Raw genomic sequence first — 21,735 nt, forward strand, 5'->3', positions numbered from 1 at the left:
AGCCAACCATGCCCGCAGTACGTCACGCCATCGTCGATCTCATCCTGCGGCCGCGGGCTCAGCGGTGCCCGTACTGCAGAAGACAAATCCTTGAAAAGTCGCTGCACAAACAAGTTCTGCCAAAGTAGTGCTAAACGCTGCCTTGAAATCCTCGACGAATTGTTTGGTCGTGATCGGTGTCCGCCCGACCAATTCCTCAATCGGCTTGGTCTCCTCGGTCGAAAAGGCACCGGCCGCGCCGAGCTTGGCTAAGGGCGGCCCAGATGCGCTATCGAATCTCCGGAAGACGCTACGCTAGACTCGCGCTTCTGCTTTCACATCCGGGCTACGTTGACCCAAGCGTGGCTCCGTCCGCGCAAATAGCCGCTGAATGTTGGCACGATGGCGAACGATCACGTAGATGCCGCCTCCGATGACCAGCAGCCGGTAGGGAAACGGGTGCTCAAAACCGCAGACGAGAACGATTGCCGTCAGTGACGCGAGTATCGAGCTGAGGGAAACAATCCGGGCAATAGCCAGCACGATGCCAAAGACCGCCGCAGCGCTCAATCCGACTGGCCACGACATCGCCAGCAGCACCCCCAGCCCGGTCGCAGCGGATTTTCCGCCTGTAAAGTTCAACCAAATCGAGCGGCAATGCCCCAACAGCACGGCAATTCCGGCCAGGCAAACAGTCCATGGCACCCAGGCTTGCAGATCCAGCGCTGTCAGCGGCGTTGAGGAAAACTGTGCGTAGAGCCAAGGACAGAACGAGCGGGCAACGATGATGGCCGCGACGCCCTTCAGCACATCGGCGACGAGCACCGACAACGCCGGCCATTTGCCGAGAGTCCGCAACACATTCGTCGCCCCGGTGGATTTGGAGCCGTGCTCTCGAATATCAATGCCCTTGAGGAGTCTTCCCGCCAGATAGCCCGTAGGCGTGGATCCCAAGAGATAGGCGATCACGAATCCAACCGCGCTCGCTGTCGAGAAGGCCATGGTGTTCTGTTTCCAGTTTCCGCAATCAGTATTTATGGCCGGCTTGGCTTGACTGCCATGCTCTTGAACCTCACCTCGGTCCAGACGTCAAACTCTGAACGCTTCAGAGTACTTGCCTTGTCCTCCGGTTTGACCAGCCTTTTCGACGTGCCAATGCTGGCTCTTGCATGGGTCTTTGCGCTTGCCTTCGCGGGCGGGCCGCTGCTTTTGAGATTCCTGAATTACAGGCCGGTGACGCGGTGCGCGGTCTTGCGGGGCGTGTCGAACGTCGTCGCGACGGGGGGCTGGCTGACGTTTGGCACCGCCGCGCTGAATGCCCACGAGCGCGGCTTGATCTCGATGTCCACTACTATACTCGCGGTGGCGTCCCTGTTTGCCGCTGTCGCAGGTGGCTCGTTCCTGATCGGGCGGTGGTGTCCCGACGAATAGCCGTAAGGTGGTCGCGACGGTAGTTTAGCTAACGCGGCAACGCGCGCCTGGCGTCACCCGCCGATGAGCTTCTCGAACGCAACCAGCAATCCGAACACGGTGCCGGTGACAGCAAGGAAGGCGGCAAAATAGAACATGCGATACATGACCGAACGACCCAGGGCGTGTGTTGTCCAGGACAACCGACATGCCTCACGACAGTTCTGCAGGATTGCGTATTTATGACGTCGCCCGGAGGCGCCGAGCCTCGGCGGGAACGGCCTCAGCTCACAATTGGACTGAGCTCAACGTTTTCATTGGACCGATACAAATGTAGGAGCAATGCGCGGCGTGAGTTTATGGGGGATGTTCTCGTTCTCATTGGCGAACTTGCCGCGCGCCGTGGTCACAGTTCTGCTGCGAGCAGTGCGACTTGCTCGCGTAACCAGGCGTGGGCCGGATCGCGATCGTAGGATGCGTGCCACAGCAAGGAAACCGTCACGTCGCGCAACTCAATGGGCAGGGGACTGAGGCTGAGCCCGAGCTCGGCGGCGAACCGGCGAGCGAGGCGCGATTGTATGGTGACGATGACGGGCGCGCGCGCCACCAACGACGGGACCGTCAGAAAGCGTGGCGTCGTGAGCGCGACGGAGCGACGCAATCCGAGCTTCTCCAGCGCCTCGTCGACGATGCCGCGCGCGTTGCGCGCCGGTCTCAGGCTGGTCAGCACGTGGGGAAGCCGAACATAGTCGTCGAGCGAGATCGGAGGCGTGATGCCGGTCTTCTCGGCATCGAACATGCACACATAGCTCTCGGTGAACAGCTTGCGGCGCTTGTGGTGGAGCTGTCCTTGCTCGAACGCGTCATAGCCGATGGCGATGTCCATCTCATCGGCATCGAGGTCGTCGAGCAGCCGGGATGCATCGAAATTGTAGAGCCGGAGGTGAATGCCGGGAGCAACCTCGCGCATACGGGCGAGCAGCGCCGGCATGAACAGGATTTCCATGCTGTCCGGCAATCCGAACCTGAAAGTCCGCACCGCCGTCGCCGGATCGAATGTCTGTTCGTGCGACACCAGCGCTTCGACCTGGGCCAGCATGGCCTGCACCGGTTCGAGCAACGTGACGGCGCGAGGGGTGAGGCGCATGCCCTCGGGCCCTCGCGTCAACAGCTCGTCAGAGAACAGTTCCCGCAGCCGCGCGAGGTTGTGACTCATCGCAGACTGGCCAATGCCGACCCTGGCTGCCGCCCGCGTAACGCTTCGCTCGGTGAGAAGTGCGCCGAGATGTACGAGCAGATTCAGATCGATACGACCAAGATTGACAGTATCGATACCCATTATCGACCTCATCTGTTTGATCGATGATCTAGGCTTGACCATGTCCTGCGGCAAGGGAGCAGACGGGCGTCCCGCCCGCCGCCCAAGCCAACGGAGGGTCGCATGTCGATCCGCAACACGCTTCTCGCAGCCGCAATCACCCTGGCCTCATTCGGAGCCGCTCACGCCAACGACCTGAGGCCGATCGAGGGCCGGAGTGTCCATCTCGGCGATATCTCCGGCGTCACCTACTACACGGTCGAGCCCGCCGGATTCCGCGTCGTCACGACGCTTGCCGAAGGTACGGCTGGAACGCCGATCCGCTTCGTATCCGTGCTTGCGCCCGGCCAGCACGTCGTTCTTTCGACTGCGACCCAGGCGGGCGCGCTGGAAATCAGCCGGATCGGCGACCGCCTGCTCATCCGCAACACGAGCGCGGTCGCGAACTGAAATCCGGGAGCCAGAGATGTCCACAATCCGTCTTCATCGAACTACCAGCCTGACCCCCCGAGCAGTACATCGCCGGGCTGACTGATTTCGGGCCCGGCCGCTCCACGCTGTTCCGCAACAGCGCCGACGAATACCTCGTGGTGCACCATCTTGGCCTGACGCAGGCCGACGTGACCGAAGGCTCGCGCGGGATCTGGGAGCGCCTCGACTACGACTGGTCCAACCCCAACCGTGTCGTCCTGACAACGACTGATTCAAATGTATGGGGAGGCGCGTCGCGGCACACCTACACGTTCCGGCGGCGGCGCGACGGCAGGACCGACATCGACGTCGTTGTCGTGCGCGAGGGCAAGAACCTCAAAGGCTGGATCCTCGGCCTCGTGCTCGGGACCATCGGCAGAAGCGTGCTCGAGAAAGCTTTCGAGAACTCGGTCCAGGCGATCGAGACCCGAAACGACGTTTCCAGTCTTCTCGACAGAGTCGCTGTTTAGTCCAAAGGCACGGTCAAATTGCACCGAGATCAATGTTTCGATTGATGCGATACATATGTCGGAGCAATGGAGTCAGGTTGTTGAATTGCACTCTGTGATCGGCGCGATGGCCGCGGAGACGACACATGGATCTGACGGCCACCACCATCCTCATTGCCTTCGCCGGCGTGTTCCTGATTTGCTTCATGAAAGGCGCATTCGGTGGCGGGTTCTCCATCGTCGGCATTCCGCTGCTGTCCTTCGTGATGGATCCGGTAACCGCTGGAGGCCTGCTCGCGCCGCTGTTCGTCGCGATGGATCTGTTCGCGCTTCGCTACTGGAAGCCTTCGACCTGGTCGAAGCCGGATCTCTTGCTGCTGTTGCCCGGGCTCCTGATCGGCATCGGGCTTGGCTATCTCCTGTTCCGTGTGCTGGATCACCGTGCCGTCGCGATCGTGATGGCGGTCGTGACCTTGATCTTCGTCGGCCTGTGGCTCGTGAGCGATCCGAAGGTGATCATCGCTCCGCGCTCGAAGCCGAAGGCGGTGGCTGCCGGTCTCGCCTCGGGTGTCACGACCATGGTCGCGCATTCCGGCGGACCGCCGCTTGCGATGTACCTGCTCCCGCTCGGTCTCACCAAGGAAGTCTATGCGGGAACGACGAGCCTGTTCTTCACCGTCGGCAATGCGACCAAGGCGGTGCCGTGGTTGCTGTTGGTACGGCCGGCTGGCAACGAATGGATCGTGATGGTGATTTGCCTGCTCGCCATTCCCACCGGCGTCTGGCTCGGCTGGCGCCTTCACGGGCGTTTGGACCAGCGGCAGATCTACCGGGCCTGCTACGGCCTGCTGGTGGTCGCGGCGCTGAAGCTGTTGTGGGACGGGGTCTACGGTTATCTCGGGTAAGTCGCGAGGAACTATTGCATGTCCGGGCCGGGCGTTTCTTTGCGGCAGTGATTTGGCCGCGCGGTTGCTTCAGAACGGGAACGCGAATTCCCGAACCGGGGCGCGGCTGTCAAATCCGATGCCCGTTGCGGGTCCAGTTCGGTAGTAGCCGTTGTAATGGCCGTGGGCAGGTCGACCAGCTGCCGGCGGCGGACATGCCAGATCGGGGCGATCGGCCAGCAGCAGCCGGCGTCCCCGATAGCGCGTCGGCCAACAGCTGCAGTTCTGGTCGCACACCATTCGCACCTCTGCGACGGGCGGCCGATCTCCGTGTTCGATGGCTGGGCTGGCGGCTGCGAGCAGTGCGACTTGAACGGCGCCGAGAAACATATTTCCCATGATAGGCCCCCTGGGATGCGGCTATTGGATCGGCAACAGCGAGACGGTCCATTCATTTCGAAGGCGCTCGCAGTCGAGCCAAAACGCATCGCCCCGTCGGACGCTCTCCTGCCAAGGCGAATTCCTGAGGAGCGTTGAGATGACCGTCGGGCCGTGCGGATAAGTCACTCGCACCGTGGCTTTGAGCAGCCAATAGCCGACCAGCGCATAGGGGAGCTTTTGGGAGGAAAGAACCTCTACATGACAGCGCGACGACGTCGCGGCGCCGGCCGAGCCGGTCGACGTGAACGCCAGGGCAAGTGCGACAGCCGGGATGGTTCCGTATCTCATGACGAACCTTCAGCCGAAACAATGGGCACTACGCCGGCGCTGCGAGGGTGATGGCTACCTTCGTCAGCTTGTGGTAAGATTCGCTGCGGCGCTGGATGGCACATATGCGGTTCCTCGGTCTCGTTCTGCGGACGCTCTTCCTCCTGGTGGTGATTGCGGTCACCTTTCGTGTCGCTACTCCCCAGAACGAAAACCTCTGGTCGATCTACGACTCGCCTTCCGATCTGTTTCGCATCGTATTGGGCGTGATCGTCTGTGGCTTTGTCGCCTTCCAGATTTTCCAGTATCCGAAGAATCCGGCCGACATGGGCAAATGGGTTCCGATCGGACTTGCGATCCTGCCGCTTGCGCTGCTGTGCGCGCTTGTCATCTGGTAAGCGCTCCGCTCGATCCGCCGGCGAGGTGGCTGCATTCATTTGGTGTTGCTCGCCGGAGCGGTCACGGTGGAGGCGTCCGCCAGCACGCAGTCGCGCCAAACCGGTGTCGTGCACTGGGCCGGCCAGCCGCCGCCGAGCGCCATGAACAGGGCGGCGGTGTCCGAGAGGCGCGTCGCTTGAGCCTGAACGCGAACGACCGCAGCTGTCAGATATACTTGCTGGGCATTGAGCACGACCACCTGACTGACCTGCCCGAGAACGAGCTGCTTCTGAATGATGTCGAGACTTGCCTTCGCGGCGAGTTCGGCCTTGACCGCAGCTTGCACGGCACGCGCGTCGGCCTGCAGACTGCGCAACGCGTCGGCGACGTTCTGCATCGCCGTGACGACGGCCTGGCGATAGAGTGCGTCCGCCTGGTCCACTGCGGCCTCTGCGGCCTTCTGCTTGTGGTAAAGCGTCAGCCCATCGAAAAGTGGCTGGGTCATACTCGCCGCGATGACATAGAAGCTGGTCCCTGGCGTGAACAACTCGGCCAGGCTGAAGGCGACGGATCCTGCATTTCCGGTAATCGTTACGTTGGGCAGCCGCGCCGCGATCGACACACCGACCAGGGCGTTCGCCGAGTGCAGCAGCGCCTCGGCGGCCCTGACGTCCGGACGCTGGCTTATCACCTTGCTCGGCAGGCTCACCGGCAGATTTGCGGGTAGCGTCAGCCCGTCGAGCGTAAACTTTTGCAGGATTTCGTCTGCGGAGAATTGTCCGGCAAGCGCGGTCAGGAGGTCGCGCTGAACGGCGAGCTGCTTTTGGAGCGGCGGCAGGAGCTGCTCGGACTGGGCCAGCGCGGCCTCCTGCGCCAGCACGTCGACCTGGGACGCACTGCCTGCGGTGTGCTGGTTCTTCACGATCTCCAGGATACCGCGTTCAATCTTCACAACGCGCTGGATCGCAGCAATCTGGCCGCGGAGTGATGCTTCCTGGATCGCCGCGGTGACGACGTTGGCGGTCAGCGTGAGGTAGGCCGCCTCGAGCTGGAACAGTTGCTGCTCGGTTATTGCGTCGAGACTCTCGACGGCGCGAACATTCTGGCCCCAAATATCCGGCACGAAGCTGACTTCCAATTGCGCGGTATGGAGCGAAAACACCGCCGGGGACTGGCCACCTGGGCCCGAGCTCGAGGCGCCGGATATTTGCTGCTGGGAGGGCGTGTAATTTGCGCCGATCTGCGGGAAGAAAAGCCCGCGCTGTGCCAGCGCATTGAAATTGGCGACGCGGATCGCGGCTTCGGCCGATTGCAGCGAGGGATTGTGCTCGATCGACAGCCGGATCAATTCGTTCAGGGGCTTGGAGCGGAACGCTCCCCACCAGCGCGTCGGGATGTCGCCGCCATGCACGAAACGCTGCCGCGGCACGCGCGGCCCGTCGGCTTCGCTGCGCGGCGAGGCCGTCGGCTCCGGCGTGTAGCGGGTAACGTCAGGCGCCGGCGGCGGGGAGAAATTCGGACCCACCGCGCAGCTCGCAAGCCAAAGGCTTGCGCAGCCGGTCGCGAGCCCTCGTGCGAGGCGGGTCATGGCTGTCACGCTACGCATCCCCCCAAGACTTCCTAATGGGCCGCTTCGGGCGGCGAGGCGGCCGCGCTGTCCTGCTCCGACGGCGCTTGCTCCCGCGACAGGAAGATCTTGCGCAGCGCCGGCGCCACCACGAGCAGCAGCAACGGGCCGATAAACATACCGCCGACCACGACGGTGGCAAGCGGCCTCTGCACCTGGCTGCCGATGCCGTGCGACAGCGCCGCCGGGAACAGGCCGACGCCGGCCGACAGCGCCGTCATCAGCATCGGCCGCATGCGCTGTTCCGCTCCGTTGAATACGGCGTCCGCAATGCTCATGCCGGAGGCGCGCAGCTCGCGGAAATAGGTGATGTTGAGGATGCCATCCATCACCGCGACGCCAAACAGCGAGATGAAGCCGATCGCGGCCGAGATGCTGAAATCGAGGCCCGCGAGATAGAGTGCGATCAGGCCGCCCCCGACGGCGAATGGAATGCCTGCCAGCGCTAGCAGGCTGTCGCGCACCGAGTTGAACAGGCTGTAGAGCAGCACGAAGATCAGGAGCAGGGTGATCGGCACCACGATCATGAGGCGGGCCTTCGCTGCCTCGAGATTGTCGAACTCGCCGGACCAGATGATGCGGTAGCCGGTCGGAAGCTGCACCGCCTCGGCAACGCGCGCCTGCGCCTCCGCGACCGTTGAGCCGAGATCGCGGCCCCGTACGCTGAACTTGATCGGGATGTAGCGCTGGCTTTTCTCGCGGTAGATGAACAACGCGCCGGTATCGAGCGAAATGTCAGCGAGCTCGCTCAGGGGAATATAGGCATTGGTGCCGGACGGCGTCGCGTAGGCGACCTTCAGGCTGCGTATCTCGTCGATGCTCTGGCGAAATTTGGGGTCGAGGCGCACCGCGACGCCAAAGGTGCGATCGCCCTCCAGCACGCTGGTGGCGACGTTGCCGCCGAGCGCCGCCTGAACCACGGTGGTGACGTCGCCGGTGTTCAGCCCGTAGCGGGCCGCCTTCTCGCGATTGACCTTGATGTTGAGGTTGGGCTGGCCAACCAGATGAAAGACGCCGAGATCGGCAACGCCGCGGACACCGCGCATCACGTCCATCACCTTGGTCGCGGTTTGCTCCAGCACATTGAGGTTGGGGCCGATGATCTTGACCGAATTGGCGCCCTTTACGCCGGACAAGGCCTCCTCGACATTGTCCTGGATGTATTGGGAGAAATTGAAGGTGATGCCGGGCAGTTCCTCGTCGAACTCCTTCTGCAATTCCTCGGTCAACTTCTCCTTGGTCAGTCCCGGCGGCCATTGGTCGAACGGCTTGATCGGCGCGAACAGCTCGACGTTGGAGAACGGGGAGGCGTCGCTGCCATTGTCGGGCCGGCCGTGCTGCGAGACGACGGTGATGATCTCGGGATGGCGCAGCAGGATTTCGCGCATCTTGCGGGTCGCTTCGGTGCCGGCATCGAGCGAGATGGTCGGCGGCATCGCAGCGCGGATCCAGAAATTGCCTTCCTCGAGTGCGGGGAGGAATTCGCTGCCAAGCCGGCTTGCCGCAAGCCCCGAGAGCGCGAGGAAGATGACGCCCGCAGTCACTGCAAGCCTGACGCGGCCGAGCGCCCAGCGCAGCACGGGCGTGTAGAACCTGCGCAAGCCCTGCACGATCACGGTCTCGGTCTCCTCGATGTGCTCGGGCAGCAGCAACGCGGCGAGCACCGGCGTCACCGTGAAGGTCGCGAGCAGGGCACCGGCGAGCGCGTAGCCATAGGTGCGTGCCATCGGCCCGAAGATCTGGCCTTCGACGCCCTGCATCGTGAACAGCGGCACGAAGGCCGTCACCGTGATCGCGGCGGTGAAGAACACGGCTTTGTCGACCTGAAGCGCGCTGACGAAGATCATCCTGAGCCGGTCAGTCCAGCGCACCGGGGACGCATGACCTTGTGTGGACGCGGTTGGATCGGGGCCCCAAAAGCCTTCGGCCAGATTCTGCAGCAAACGGGCGCGGCTCTCGGGGCTCGATTGGAAATTGCGGAAGATGTTCTCCATCATGATGACGGCGGAATCGACGATGATGCCGAAATCGACCGCGCCGAGCGACAAGAGGTTGGCGTCCTCGCCCTGGAGCACCAGGATGATGATGGCGAAGAACAGCGCAAACGGAATGTTGGCGGCAACGATCAGCGCACTGCGCAGATTGCCCAGGAACACCCACTGGATCACGAACACCAAAAGACAACCGAACACGAGGTTGTGGAGCACGGTGTGCGTGGTCACGTCGACCAGCGCGCTGCGGTCGTAATAGGGCACGATCCTGACGCCCGGGGGCAGCGTGCCGTCGCTGTTGATCTTGGCGACCTCGTCCTCGATCTTCGGGATGATGTCGTTGGTATGCTGGGTTCGTCCCATCACGACGATAGCCGCGGCGACGTCGTCGTCCCGGTCCTTGCCGGCGATCCCGAGCCGCGGGACGTAGCCGATCGAGACCTTGGCAACGTCCTTGATCTGGATCGGAAGCCCGTTCTGCTGGGTGAGGACGATGTTCTCGATATCCTGGACCCGGTAGCCCTTGGTAACGTCATCGGCACCGCCGGAGTCGATCAGGCCGATCCCGCGGATATTGACCGACTGCTGCCCGATCGCGATCTCCCGGCCGCCGACATTGACGTTGGAATTGCCGAGCGCGGAGACGAGCTGCGGCACGGTGATGTTGTAAGACTCGAGCTTGGACAGGTCGGCATCGACATTGAACTGCTTGGTGGTGCCGCCCCACGCATTGATCTGCACCACGCCGGGAATGGTCATCAGGCGCCGGGCGACGACGTAATCCTGCAGGGTGCGCAAGTTGGTCAGGCCGAAATTCGGCGGCCCGACGAGCTCGTACCGGAAGATCTCGCCGACCAGGCTCGACTGCTGGATGGTCGGCACGAGGTTGCCGGGGAGCTGGATGTTCTGCTGGATGCTGTGGGCAGCCTGCGTCAGCGCGAAATAATAGTCGACGCCGTAGCGAAAGGTGACGCGGACGAAGGACAGGCCGTAGAACGAGGTCGAGCGGATGTTGATGACGCCGGGCGTCGGATAGAGTCCGACCTCCATCGGGATCGTGTAGTATTTCTCCATCTCCTCGGCCGAAAGCCCCGGCGCCTGTGCGGTGATCTCAAGGATCACCGGCGCCGGATTGGGATAGGCTTCGATGTTCAGCTTGCTGAACGCCGCAAGGCCGGCGGCGCAGAACACGATGAGGCCGAGCACGACGATCGCGCTGCGGGTCAGGCCAAACTGGAGAATGCTCTTGATCAAGATCGTTTACTTGTACTGAGCGGCGGGCGCGGTCGCCGGATGTAAGGTTCAGCCTGTGACCGCGATCGCAAACTTGTTGCTGAGGAAAATTGCGCCTGTCGAGGCGACCAGCTCTCCGGGGTTCAACCCCTCGAGGATCTGGCGCCATCCATTCTGCTCCAGTCCGACCTTCACCGCGCGCCTCTGAAAGCGGCGGCGGTCGGTGGTGACCCACACTGTCATCGAACCGTCACCTTCGCGGACGACGGCCTCCGACGGGACCGCGACCGATGTTTTCGGCCCTTCGATCTCGATCGAAAAGGTTGCGAGCATGCCGGCGCGAAGCTTGTGGTCGGGATCGTCGATCACCGAGCGAACCAGCTGGCGATGCGTGCTCGGGTCGATGTTGAGCCCGAGCGTCGTCACAGTCCCTCGGAACACCTCGTTGGGATAGGCCGGTACGCTGACGGCCACGGGCTGGCCGAGCCGATAGGCGGGTGCGTCCGTCTCGATGACGTTCGCGACCATCCACATGGTGGAGAGATCGGCAAGCGTATACGGCGCCGGCGCGTTCGCCGGCTGGACGTAGAGGCCGGGCGCTGCGGTTCGGGCCACGATCTTGCCTGAGATCGGACTTGGCACGCGCAGGATGGAATCGACCTTGCGGTCCGCCAGGATCCGGTCGACTTCTTCTTCGGTCTTGCCGAAGATGCGCACGGCGTCGCGGGCGGCCTTGTAATTGCCCTCGGCAGTCTGCTGATCGGAGGTCGCCTGATCGACGTCCTTTTGCGCGCCGCCGCCGGTCTTCAGGAGCTGCTTGACGCGATTGAGCGTCCGGGTGTGCAGCTCCAGCACGCCCGCTGCCGCAAGCAGGGATGACTCGGCCTGGAGCAGATCGGGGCTGTCGATCGTGAACAGCGTCTGCCCTTTGGTGACGGTGTCGCCGACATTGAGGATCGTATCGACGATCTTGCCCGGGTTGGTTGTGAACGCCTGAACCAACATATTCTGATTGAAGTCGATCGAGCCGACCGCGTTCTTCACGACACGAAATGAGCGTGGCTCGGCGGCGAGAATCTTGAATCCGTCCACCTGCTTCTCGCTGATGTCGACAGTTTGCTGCGCCACATCGACGTCGCTCTTGGCGTCCGTGTTCGCCGCCATCGCCGAGTGAATGTCCTGAGTGCGGCTGAATAGCCAAGCGCCGGTCAGCGAGACCGCGATCACTGCGACCGCTATCGCATAGCCCGCACGCTTGATGCGAGATGCCATCTTAGCTCCTGCCACGCTCATTCCCTTGGATGCGTTCGCGCATGATCTGCCGGGATTACCGAGCGCCACAACGTTGCAGCGAAATCCCTTGCGCAGCGTCGTGTTATCAAGCCGACCTTACGTTGACCTGACAGGTTCCAGGAGCGGCAGCGGCATGAGCGCGCACCTTTACTCCTCCCGGGTCGGATTTACTCTTCTCAGGTCGGCCGCGCTATCGATCTTCGTTCGAGTGCGACGCTTTTTCGATGATTTGAGCGACCACGGAGACGATCGCTGCTGCCGCTGCTACCGCTGCCTGCCGCGACTGGGTCCCGAGATCCGGGATGGCATGCGGCTCGCCGCTCCAAGCAAACAGGCCAAGCGACAGGGCGACTTCCAGCGCGAGTATCCCGGAGATACAGCCAGAAATGAATGCAATCCAACGTGCGGCCCTGCGACTGATCGGCGTGGATCGAGGCGACGTGACATCAACTCCGTGAAAGAGGCAGGACTTGCCTCGGCGATGACCTCCATGATTGGGTCAATGACCGCAGCGACGGCTGGGTGAGGCCCTTGGAGGTAAGTTGCTCGTTCACCAACGGGTCTGCCGATCGTATCGGCGGTGACCCGGAGCACGTTAACAAGGCCGGCTTACAACGGCCTTACGATGCCCTTACGATGCCCTGGGACGGGCGCCGCTTGACCTCGGGCGAGCACCGCGCTGTCTCCCTTGCTCCGGTTGACTTCGCCTTGGCGTTTCCGTCCCGTCCTGCTGCACAGCAGCAACCACCTCGGTGCCTTCAAGGCGAGCCTCGAGACGGTTTGCCGCGATGGTTGCTCCGCTGATCACGTTAATAGGGGTGGGTAAGCCAGCGCCAAAGCAATATCGAATAATCCGAAATATTCGCGTCGGCGCCGACAGCCGGCTGGCGCTGGCAAGGGTCAGCAAGACGAGGTTGTGAAGCGGCTCACAGTCATGCCGGAGAATTCGCGCTAGAAGACTCTGCACAGTCGGCCCCGATCTCCGGTTGTTTGGTCCCGTCGACGATTACTCGATCGAAATTCAACCGACGCGTGCATTGAGATTGGATGGCCCGAACAAAAACAGGTGGACCGGCGGAATGCCGGCTACCGTAGATAGGGAGAATAATACCGGACATAGCGGTGCGGCCTGCGCCGTCTGAGGCGCTCAGAGCGTTGAGATGTTGCGGCACAACGTCCTCCATTCAACCGTTGCGCGCCTTTCTGTCCGGTGTAGACTTTTTGCAGGCGCGATTTTTGCGCTGGCATGTGCGCGGCTGAGGGTTGCGTCGTGGCGAAAGTCGTTTTCAATCTGACCATTGAAGATTGTGGTGAAAACCATTGCCGCATTTTCGCGGACTACAATTCGTCGAGCCGCGAGATCGAAGTCGAGAAGCTCAAGCCGAGTTTTCGTCAGAACCTGAGGCCGCTGCAGGAAGCGATCCTCCAGTCCTCTGGCGCGCGCAGCGCCGAGGTGGCGCTACGTCCGCGATACGAGAATGCGGGCGCGGCAGATGGCGGCGACGAGGCAAGACCCGCTATCCGAGATGCTGCCGGAAGTCTGACCGCGGGATCGGACGAACGGATCGTGCAGGAAGTCGGCTCGCAACTCTTCGACTTCATCTTTCAGCGAAAGATCCTTGAACTCTATCAGGAATGCTCCCAGGCGGCGCGAAGAGACGATGAGCCGTTCCTGATCCGCCTGCGGGTCAGCGATTCCACGCTCGCCTACGTGCCGTGGGAAACAATGTATGACAAGAAGAACCGCTTCTATGTCACGACATCCCAGAGCACGCCGTTCACGCGCGCCGTTGACGACTATGGCGAGGAACGCCGGATGTGCGCGGCAAGGCCGATACGGATGCTGGGCATGGCCGCGCGGGTCAAGGTCCTGAACGGATTCCCGCTGGACGAGATCGAGGTCGACGCCGAGCAGGTCGCAATCAAGAACGCGCTGAGCGAGCTGAATGACGGCAAGAGACTGAAGCTGTCCTGGATACCCTCAGCAAAGGCCCGCGATCTCAACCGCCGTTTCCTGAGGGGAGACGAAGGCAAGCGGTGGGACCTGTTTCACTTCATCGGCCACGGTGGACACGATCCGGACCGGCAAATGGGCTTCGTTGTGGTCCAGGAGGAGGGCGGGTCGAGAGGGGCCCGGCTCTATGCCGACGCGCTGAAGACGTTTCTTACCCAGCCCGGCCAAACGCCGAGCCTCGTCGTCCTGAACTCCTGCAGCGGGGCGCAAGGCGAACCTGGCTCCCTGTTTTCGAGCACCGCCGCGGAGCTCATTCAGGGAGGCGTCCCTGCAGTGATCGCCATGCAGTTTGAAATCAGCGACAATATGGGTCTCGCGTTTGCCGATACGTTCTACACCTATCTCGCCGACAACGTATCGATACAGGCGGCGCTGGCGCATACCCGGGCCGAATTGAAGGCGCGGCAATTCGCCGAATGGATTTCGCCGGTTCTGTACATGCGCGGCCTCGACGGAGAAATTTTCGTGGACCGAGCAGGATCATAGTGAGTTTCACCAATGCAGGGCCTTGACCCGTCCGTCGTTGCTCTCTGCCTCGGTGCGATCGCGATCTGCATCGTCAGCGCGATCGACTTTCACGCTCCCTTCGAGATCATGGAAATCCGCTATGGCGTAAACCGCGATCGCTATTACTTCGGGGTCCTCGCCTACGTCGCGATCGCCCTGGTCTTCTATGTGTTTCTCGTCATCGGAGTGCATTCGCTGATCACGTCTCTCCGTCCGCATGCGGAGCCTGAAGCTGGATTGCTCGTTGCCATACCCGCGACGATGGCGTTCATGGTTGTGGCGCCTCATCTGCCTCTTGCTCGTCGGGTGATCAATTTTCTGCGGACCATGATGCAGACTCTGGCGCGCTATCCCCAGGCTGTGGAAACCGTCACGGCAGCCATCGCGCGTTCGCCGATCAGGGTGACAGAGCGGGCAAAGCCGGAGCTGCAGCGTGAGCTCGAAGGATATGGCGTCCCCGCCAGGTTGATCGAGAAGGCGCTCAATCACGACGACGAGGTGCTCGCCGCCGGCGCCGCGACCATGATCAAGCAGGTGGCTTCCCTTCATACCAGCTTCGTCGAGCTGCGGGGCAATAAGCGCTTCGCGCGGTTTTTCCGCGCGCGGAAAGCCGCCTTTGACGAGATGGAGAGGCAATATCGGCGAATGCTGCGGCGGTCGGCCCGGGCACTCCTGCTGACGGAAGACATCATGGTGTCGGATGTCGATGCGCAGGAGCTGGTGCTCGAGATTTCCGACTTCATCGCTGAGGAATGCGAAGATTTGCGGGTCGCGTACCAGCGTCGGTTGGCCGAGGCGACGTTGTCAGTCGTCGACAGGCGCGACTCCCGGATCGAGCTGATTGCCAGCTTCGGATATCAGATCGTTTTCCCCCAGGCGCTGCCGTTTGCGCCACTCGTGATAATCTTCGTCCTCGACTTCGTGATCTCTGTCGCGCCGCTGTTCTTCCTGCATCTGGGTGGGAAATTTGCAGTTAGTTCGCTGGCCGGAGGCCTCTCCTCCCTCGCGCACGCGGTAGCGCTGATGATCTCGATCTTCTTTGCGGTCTACCCGAAGGCCTCGACGAATTTTGCACGCCCATCGCTGTACGCGTTGCCATGGCGCTCTTACGTGGTCTTTGGGGTGGTCTCCTATTCGGTAGCCAACTTGGTACTCTTCACAACATACAGCATAATTCCGATAGCAGAGGGCTGGCTGGCGAAGAGTCATCCGTTCGCGGCGAGTTCGCTGTTCTCCCTCATTTTCCTGGTCAACACGGTGGTCCTGAGCATTCTACTCGACGTACGGCTGAGGGCCGATGGACTGGACTATCACGAGGCGAGGCTGAGGGACGGCGGGACCCATGCAGTGGTCATGGCCTCTGTCATGTTCTGCCTGCTCATCGGCTTCACGTTGGTGACCGTACACTACGGTCTGGACGCGCCGCCCATCTCCTGGTCGGTATACACCTTCATCGTTGCTCTTTTCGGCGTCCTCGGGTTCGTCATGGGATATCTCGTGCCGTCGACCGCGGAAGCCTACATCGAAGCCAACAAGCTGATGCGGAAGTCGTCGGCGCTTGATGGCAATTTGCTCGGCTGGGCGGCGCCGGCGTCTCAGCCGAGAGTCAAACCTTGACCTCGCGCTGATGGAGGGGCGCGCAGGAACCCCCCAGCGGCACATGAGGGCGTGACGAAAAGGGTCGTCTGGACAGGGGCGAAGACATGGCTGCACTCGAAGTGGCGAACGGGATCGTGATTCAAAGCCCCGACGATGTCGAGGTCAGGGTCGTTCAGGATGGTCCTGTCCGCCGGGGACTTCGCCGCGGGGCAGCCAGCCAGATGAGCGGCACCGATCAGCTCAGGAGGGCGTTGTCGGCGTCCGACTTCACCATCGCGGCCGAAGTTGAAATGGTGCCGACGCGTCCGGGAACGCGTGCCCTGCGACGGGACCCGCAGACGCCGACGCAGATCGAGGTCGAGGTCGGCCCGTCCGAAAGGGCGATGGTCCTGATCGAGGGGGCGGGCGGTGTCTATGCCTGGACTTATCCGCAGCAGGCCGGCCAACCGTCGCGGCAACGTGCCGGCGCGCAAGTTCTGGTTTTCCCGCTGACGGCCGGGACGAGAGGTTCGGCCCGCGGAGTCCCCACCGCGAGCGGCAAGCGCGGTCCCGTCCTTGACTGGGTTTCCGACAAGCTGATCGATCCGGTCCGCGCCTATGTGCTGAAGTTTGTCGCCAGGACGGCCATCGATGCGGCGACCGACTATATCGAGGGGGACAGGGAAGAGGGCATCGTGACGATAGCCGGGCTCGATCCGGCAGCATGGACACCGGTTCAATCGGCGCGGCCGCGATTGCCGCAAGACCGCCCGCTGAAGATCCTGCTCATGGTGCACGGCACGTTCTCATCGACCGCGAGTGGCTTCGCGCAGCTTGCCGGTTCTGAGAGCGGCCACGCGTTCCTTTCGAAAGCCAACGAACACTACGACGCCGTGCTCGGCTTCGATCACAAGACCCTTGCCGCAACTCCCAGGGAAAATGCGGCCGCTCTTGTTGCGGCGCTGCAGGCTCTCGGCATTCCCGAGAATTCGTCGATCGACGCTATCGCTCACAGCCGCGGCGGTTTGGTCTATCGCGTTGCCGAAAGTCTGCTTGCAGACGAGCGACCGGACATCCGGTTGGGCAAAGCCATCTTTGTCGGCTGTACGAATGCCGGAACGCATCTTGCCGAGCCCGATAACTGGGCGGCGATGATCGATCTTTATACCAACGGCATTATGGCCGGCGTCCGGGCGGTTTCGTTCCTGGCAGGCGGGGCTGTGCTGAGCCCCATCGTAGCGCAGGGGATCAAGACTGTCGGCCGCTTCGTCCAGGCATTTTCCGAAGTCGCCATTGATGAGCGCGGGGTGCCCGGACTTGCCGCAATGCGGCCCACGAGCGATCTCGTCAAGGAGTTGAACGGAGCGGCCGGTCCGCTCGAGAAACTCGCGGCCTACTATGCGATCACGTCGAACTTTGTCGCGCAGGTCGCGCCCGGCAAGGGCGTGACGAAGGAGTTCGCCGACTTCATTGCCGATCGTGTGACCAATCGCCTGTTCCAGCTCGACAACGATCTGGTGGTGGATACGGCCTCGATGACCTCGTTCGGAACCCGCACTTCACGCCTTGCGGACGACGCGACATTTGCCTTCGGCAATACGGACGACGTCTTTCACACCACGTACTTTGCGACAGAGGTCGTTCCGTCGAAATTGAGTAAGTGGCTGGGTCTTGGCGCACTTCGTCTCGACAGCATCCCAGAACAAATCGATCTGCAGCAGGCACCACCGCGGCGGTCGAGGCGCGGAGCGGCGTCCATTGTCGAAACCCCGTTTGAAACCACGTTGGCGACTGACGATGTGGAGAGCCCCCGATCTGACTCCATGTCGGACACTCTCACATTGCGGCGGACGCGAACGCGTGGAACTGCTTCGGCTGCGCCGGCTGAGCCAAGGGAGGCGCCTGCTGCTGGTGAGGCGCCGTCGGCGTCGACGTCCCCCGGATCACGAACCGCCGCTTGCTATTTTGCAGCGGAGATCGAGTCTCATCCGCCGCCGAAGAAGCCGGTCCCGCTGTTCGTCACGGTCTCCCGTCAGAAAATTCAGGCCGCCGAAAATCCGGCTTCGGCCGCCTTGGATGCTCCGGTCAACGTCGACACGGCGCGCGCCATCGTTGTCGAGGTCATTGCGCGCAAGAATTGCAGGGTCATCGGTGAAACCAGTGCCGAGCTCGACATGCCCAGGGATCAGAGGGCGGAGTCGCTACGGTTCGTCGTGGAGGGGGCCGCGGAAGGAGCGGCCGACATCCTGGTCGAAGCACGGCAGGGCCCGCGCATCCTCGCGTCATTTGCCTTGGCCCCGGTGTTCGTCGATGCGGACAGCAAGACCTTGCGCCGGAGCCAGGTCGGATTGGCCATGGCGGCACATCCCGACGAGCCGGCGGTGCTGAGGATCTACGAGATCGTGGAGAGCGGCAAGGTGACGCTCCGCTTCGATCTTGCCTGCGTCGATCCGAATATCGCGGTCTCGGAATCGCGCACGCTTCCCAGCGGCTTCTCGCGCGATGTCTATGTTTCGGAGATCTTCAAGGGAATCGAGAGCTCCTGGCTCGCAACGAACCGGTTGTACGACCAGTTCCTGTCGCGCCTGCAGGCGAACGGAATCGTCATGGCAAACGAGTTGTTGCCGGACAAGGTCCGCGAGGCGTTGTGGGCCCATCGCGACGCGATCCGTGCGATCCAGGTTATCTCCGAGGAGCCGTTCATTCCCTGGGAGCTGCTCTACATCAACGATCGGAAGTCCGGACCGGACGGGAAGGGCTTCCTCGCGGAATGGGGGCTGATCCGCTGGCTGCACAGCACGCCATGGCCTGGTCCGCAACTCGCCATGCGCAATGATCGCATCAATTACGTGATCCCGGCCTATCTCGATCCCGGACTGCGCCTCGAAGGCGCCGATGCCGAACGCCAGATGCTGGCCAAGCTGTTCGGCAGCCCCCGCGAGGTGACGCCCGACAGCCTCTCGGTGGCCCGCTTCCTCCAGAAGGACGCCGGGGAATGCGACGTCCTGCACTTTGCCTGCCATGGCGAGGCGGCGCAGCGGGCGGTGATGACGGCCGACCTGTTGATGACGGGCACCAACGTCGACGGCTCTTTTGCGCAGGACCCGCTGTCGGCAGATCAGGTCAAGGTCGCTGCCCGTTTCGCGGAAAGCGGACCGAGGCCAACTATCTTCATCAATGCCTGTCAGACCGGGCGCGCGGGACGCGGCATTGGCGGAGGCGTCGCCGGTTTTGTCGATGCATTCCTGCGGCCGTACTCCGAGCTCGGCGCGGGCGCGTTGGTCGGAGCGCTTTGGTCGGTCGACGACAAGCTCGCTTACAGCTTTGCCGAGGCGTTTTATCGGTCGCTCAAGGAGGGAGATGCGCTGGTGGATGCGGTCCGGACAGCACGCGAGGCAGCCAAGAACCGGAAGGAACTGACCTGGTTGGCGTATTCTGTATACGGCAATCCGTTCGCGCGCGTCTCCGATACTCCCTAGATTGAACCGGGATCGATGTCGCCGCCCTCGGCCTTATGAGCGCGCGCCCGATCGGCTTACACGAACCTGACAGGGCAGGGATGGCCGGCCCGCCCAGTGCTTTTTCGCTGGCCGAGGCGCCCCGAATGGTGGAAGAGAGCGAAGATGCGGCGCGAGCCGTGTGGTGACACCGGGTATCCGGCGGGAATGCGATGCGCCTTCTGATCGTCGAGGACAATGCCGAGCTGTCGCGGCTCGTGGCCAGCGGGCTGTCGGCGGCCGGCTACGAGAGCGACATCGTGAGCAGCGCGGCTGAGGCCCGCGAGGCGGTGCGCAGCGTCACCTACGCCGCGATGATTCTCGACCTAGGCCTTCCCGACGGCGACGGCCTGTCGGTGCTGCGCGAGCTGCGCCGGCAGATGGAGCCGCTGCCGGTCCTGGTGCTGACCGCGCGCGGCGGCTTGCAGGACCGTGTCAACGGCCTGCGCAGCGGCGCCGACGACTATCTCGCAAAACCGTTCGCGATGGAGGAACTGGTGGCGCGGCTGGAGGCGATCCTGCGCCGGCCGGGCCAGCTGCTCGGCCGCTCGCTTCACCTGGCCAACCTGGTCTACGACACCGAAAGCCGCCAGATCTTCGTTGACAACCAGCCACGCATCATCTCCGCGCGCGAGACCTCTGTGCTGGAGATTCTGCTGCGCCGGCAGGGGCGGGTGGTGCCGAAGAAGAACGTCGAGGACCATATCTTCGGGCTCGAAGGCGAGGTCGCCTCCAACGCGGTCGAGGTGTACGTCTCGCGGCTGCGCAAGCAGCTCGCCGAGCACGGTGCCAAGGTCGTGATCCACACCATACGCGGCGTCGGCTATCTGATGGCCGAGGAGAAATAGTGTGGCCCAGGTCGGCTCCCATGTCGGATCCTTTGCCGGGACCTATGCCAGATCTCCGACCTTCAAATCGCTGATCTGGCGGATCGTGTTCCTGCACATCGTGGCGGTTGCGGTGGTTGCGATCTTCCTGCCGCTGGTGCTGTTCTGGCTGCTTAACTCCGAGATCGACCACCTGCATAGGGCTGCGATGCGCGCCCAGGCAGAGACGCTCGCGGAGCGTATCGCCGTCCAGCCCAACGGCAAGGTGACGTTCAATCTGCCCGAGAGCCTTCGAGGACTCTATTCGGAAGCTTATGGCCGCTACCAGTACGACATCCGCGATGCCGACGGCCGCTTGCTGTTCTCGTCGCACAAGAAGGCTAATGAAGCTGAATCAGAGACGATTTCCGGCGCCGACGTCACCAAGACGATCGGCGGCACGACGGTTCGCATTCAGGTGGCGGAGGATCTGTCCCATCGCGACGTGATTACCGATGACATCATCTCGAACTTCTTCCGGCGGGTGGGGTGGATCACCATCCCGATCCTGCTGATCCTGCTTGCCACCGACATCATCATCTTCCGCCGCGCGATCGCGCCGCTATGGAAGGCGTCGGAGGAGGCCAGCAATATCGGTCCGGCGCGCACCGACATTCGCCTGCCGACGGAGCAGATCCCGCGCGAGATCATGCCACTCGTCACCGCCGTGAACCAGGCGCTCGATCGCCTCGAAGACGGCTTTCGGGTGCAGCGGCAGTTCACAGCGGATGCCGCGCATCAATTGCGCACGCCGCTCGCGATCCTGCGTACGCGGATCGAGACACTTGGCGACGGCGCGGCAAGGCAGGCGCTGCATGCCGACATCGAAGCCATGAGCCGCATCGTCGCCCAGCTCCTCGAGATCGCCGAGCTCGACACCTTGGTGCTCGATCCCGGCGAGATCGCGGATTTGCGCGCCGTCTGTGCCGAGGTGGTCGGTTCGATCGCGCCGTTTGCGATCGCGCAGCACAAGGATATCGCGCTCAAGGGCACCGACGCGCCGGTGCTGATCCACGGCAATTCCGAGATGCTCCAGCGCGCGATCTTCAACCTCGCCGAAAACGCCATCAAGTTCACCGCAAAGGACACGTCGGTCGACGTCGAGGTGGGGGGACGACGGTGTGCTGCGCGTGCGCGATTGCGGCCCGGGAATCGCGGAGGCCGAGCGCGAGCTGATCTTCCAGCGCTTCTGGCGCCGCGACCGCCAGCGCAGCGACGGCGCGGGCCTGGGCCTGTCGATCGTGCGCGGCGTCGCCGACGATCATGCCGCGACAGTCGCGGTGGAGAACCTCCCCGGCGGCGGCGCGGAATTCACGCTGCGGTTCAGGCTAGCGCAGAAAGCCGTTTGTTCCCTTGATCAAAGCTGACCGCCGAGCAAATGCAACGGCAAGAAAACCCCGGCGCGAGCCGTGCCCTTTTTGTTGTGTGCCGAGTATGAGCGACAGCTTGGAGGTGGAAGTCCTCTATCCAGCCTGATGGCGGTGAAGGATTAGCGAAGCGCAAGGGCGTCATCGCGAGGTGGGGTCTGAAGA

Annotated in this window: 16 protein-coding genes and 1 pseudogene; 11 read left to right on the forward strand and 6 right to left on the reverse strand. The window is 62.7% G+C overall.

Annotated elements, in window-relative coordinates:
* Nucleotides 1-252 (forward strand): hypothetical protein (locus AC629_RS47605; protein ID WP_210418992.1); only part of this gene is annotated, 252 nt, incomplete at its 5' end.
* A 42-nt stretch (nt 253-294) separates the two neighbouring features.
* Here the strand turns inward: AC629_RS47605 and plsY are convergent.
* Nucleotides 295-981 carry a glycerol-3-phosphate 1-O-acyltransferase PlsY gene (plsY, locus tag AC629_RS02740; protein WP_084803256.1) on the reverse strand — a complete coding sequence of 229 codons (687 nt, stop codon included), beginning with the start codon at nt 979-981 and terminating at the stop codon, nt 295-297.
* A gap of 57 nt (nt 982-1,038) precedes the next feature.
* Between plsY and AC629_RS02745 the strand changes: the two genes are divergently transcribed.
* Nucleotides 1,039-1,410, forward strand: a complete 372-nt coding sequence (locus AC629_RS02745; RefSeq protein ID WP_245331692.1) for a hypothetical protein — start codon at nt 1,039-1,041, stop codon at nt 1,408-1,410.
* A gap of 385 nt (nt 1,411-1,795) precedes the next feature.
* Here AC629_RS02745 and AC629_RS02750 read toward each other — a convergent pair whose 3' ends face one another.
* On the reverse strand, nt 1,796-2,728 hold the full coding sequence (locus AC629_RS02750; RefSeq protein WP_084803257.1) for a LysR family transcriptional regulator: 933 nt from the start codon (nt 2,726-2,728) through the stop codon (nt 1,796-1,798).
* A gap of 102 nt (nt 2,729-2,830) precedes the next feature.
* Between AC629_RS02750 and AC629_RS02755 the strand changes: the two genes are divergently transcribed.
* From AC629_RS02755 to AC629_RS02765, 3 genes are all read left to right on the forward strand, one after another.
* Entirely contained in the window at nt 2,831-3,157 is a 327-nt protein-coding gene (locus AC629_RS02755; RefSeq protein ID WP_084803258.1) for a hypothetical protein, read from the forward strand.
* Nucleotides 3,158-3,294: 137 nt separating this feature from the next.
* Nucleotides 3,295-3,648 carry a hypothetical protein gene (locus AC629_RS02760; RefSeq protein ID WP_245331693.1) on the forward strand — a complete coding sequence of 118 codons (354 nt, stop codon included), beginning with the start codon at nt 3,295-3,297 and terminating at the stop codon, nt 3,646-3,648.
* Between the two features lie 125 nt (nt 3,649-3,773).
* On the forward strand, nt 3,774-4,532 hold the full coding sequence (locus AC629_RS02765) for a sulfite exporter TauE/SafE family protein (protein ID WP_084803259.1): 759 nt from the start codon (nt 3,774-3,776) through the stop codon (nt 4,530-4,532).
* Between the two features lie 399 nt (nt 4,533-4,931).
* On the opposite strand, the gene AC629_RS02770 is transcribed toward AC629_RS02765, so the two are convergent.
* Entirely contained in the window at nt 4,932-5,240 is a 309-nt protein-coding gene (locus AC629_RS02770) for a hypothetical protein (RefSeq protein ID WP_084803260.1), read from the reverse strand.
* A 104-nt stretch (nt 5,241-5,344) separates the two neighbouring features.
* On the opposite strand from AC629_RS02770, the gene AC629_RS02775 reads away from it, so the two are divergent.
* Nucleotides 5,345-5,617, forward strand: a complete 273-nt coding sequence (locus tag AC629_RS02775; RefSeq protein WP_084803261.1) for a hypothetical protein — start codon at nt 5,345-5,347, stop codon at nt 5,615-5,617.
* Nucleotides 5,618-5,652: 35 nt separating this feature from the next.
* Here AC629_RS02775 and AC629_RS02780 read toward each other — a convergent pair whose 3' ends face one another.
* From AC629_RS02780 to AC629_RS02790, 3 genes are read right to left on the reverse strand one after another with little or no spacing between them, the layout of a single operon-like run.
* Nucleotides 5,653-7,203, reverse strand: coding sequence for an efflux transporter outer membrane subunit (locus AC629_RS02780; RefSeq protein ID WP_084803262.1), 1,551 nt, complete (start codon nt 7,201-7,203; stop codon nt 5,653-5,655).
* A 14-nt stretch (nt 7,204-7,217) separates the two neighbouring features.
* Nucleotides 7,218-10,469 carry an efflux RND transporter permease subunit gene (locus AC629_RS02785; protein ID WP_084803263.1) on the reverse strand — a complete coding sequence of 1,084 codons (3,252 nt, stop codon included), beginning with the start codon at nt 10,467-10,469 and terminating at the stop codon, nt 7,218-7,220.
* A gap of 48 nt (nt 10,470-10,517) precedes the next feature.
* Nucleotides 10,518-11,720, reverse strand: a complete 1,203-nt coding sequence (locus AC629_RS02790) for an efflux RND transporter periplasmic adaptor subunit (protein ID WP_245331694.1) — start codon at nt 11,718-11,720, stop codon at nt 10,518-10,520.
* Nucleotides 11,721-13,011: 1,291 nt separating this feature from the next.
* Between AC629_RS02790 and AC629_RS02795 the strand changes: the two genes are divergently transcribed.
* The 5 genes and pseudogenes from AC629_RS02795 to AC629_RS02815 all read left to right on the forward strand — a co-directional run bounded on the left by AC629_RS02795 (nt 13,012) and on the right by AC629_RS02815 (nt 21,570).
* A complete protein-coding gene (locus AC629_RS02795; RefSeq protein ID WP_168195376.1) occupies nt 13,012-14,241 on the forward strand; it encodes a CHAT domain-containing protein in 1,230 nt (409 codons plus the stop codon).
* Nucleotides 14,242-14,349: 108 nt separating this feature from the next.
* Nucleotides 14,350-15,879 carry a hypothetical protein gene (locus AC629_RS02800; protein ID WP_143198861.1) on the forward strand — a complete coding sequence of 510 codons (1,530 nt, stop codon included), beginning with the start codon at nt 14,350-14,352 and terminating at the stop codon, nt 15,877-15,879.
* Between the two features lie 86 nt (nt 15,880-15,965).
* Entirely contained in the window at nt 15,966-19,319 is a 3,354-nt protein-coding gene (locus AC629_RS02805) for a DUF7379 domain-containing protein (protein ID WP_084803267.1), read from the forward strand.
* A gap of 191 nt (nt 19,320-19,510) precedes the next feature.
* The gene (locus AC629_RS02810; protein ID WP_084803268.1) at nt 19,511-20,185 is read left to right on the forward strand and encodes a response regulator transcription factor; all 675 of its coding nucleotides are present in this window, start codon (nt 19,511-19,513) and stop codon (nt 20,183-20,185) included.
* Nucleotide 20,186: 1 nt separating this feature from the next.
* Nucleotides 20,187-21,570, forward strand: a pseudogene (locus AC629_RS02815) (sensor histidine kinase).
* The last annotated feature ends 165 nt before the right edge of the window (nt 21,571-21,735 follow it).

Origin of the sequence: Bradyrhizobium sp. NAS80.1 (assembly GCF_001908205.1) — a bacterium.
Lineage (GTDB): Bacteria > Pseudomonadota > Alphaproteobacteria > Rhizobiales > Xanthobacteraceae > Bradyrhizobium.